1 protein-coding gene is annotated in these 404 nt (G+C 69.8%); it reads right to left on the reverse strand.

Annotated features, from left to right (window positions below):
• A partial coding sequence (locus ACLWS4_RS37655) for a glycoside hydrolase family 15 protein (protein ID WP_416876524.1) occupies positions 1–404 on the reverse strand: 404 nt, incomplete at both ends.

Consider the following 404-nt stretch of genomic DNA (forward strand, 5'->3'; position numbering starts at 1 on the left):
AGGCCGTCGTGCGACAGGCCCTGCGGGTAGTTGCCGAGATGGACTTGCTCGGCGGGGTCGTACTGCTCGGCGAGGAGACCGAGGTCGCTGCGCACCGCCAGCAGGCGGTCGAAGAGGTCCTCGGCGTCGGCGTGCCGGCCGATCAGGGCGAGGGCTTCGACCATCCAGAACGCAGTGGCGAGGAACGCGCCTTCGTGGCCGGACAGCCCGTCCACGTTGTCGGCCGCATCGGTACGGGTCGGGTAGCGAAGGAGCATGCCGCCGCCGGCGCCGAGTTCGCGTTCGATCGCCTCGACGGTGCTGATCACCCGCTTGTCGTCGGGCGGGAGGAATCCGGTGCGGGCGATGTGCAGGAGGGAGGCGTCCAGGTCGTGGCCGTCGAGGTACTGGGTGAAGGTGTTGCG

Source organism: Kitasatospora sp. SC0581, from assembly GCF_048159585.1.
Classification (GTDB): domain Bacteria; phylum Actinomycetota; class Actinomycetes; order Streptomycetales; family Streptomycetaceae; genus Kitasatospora.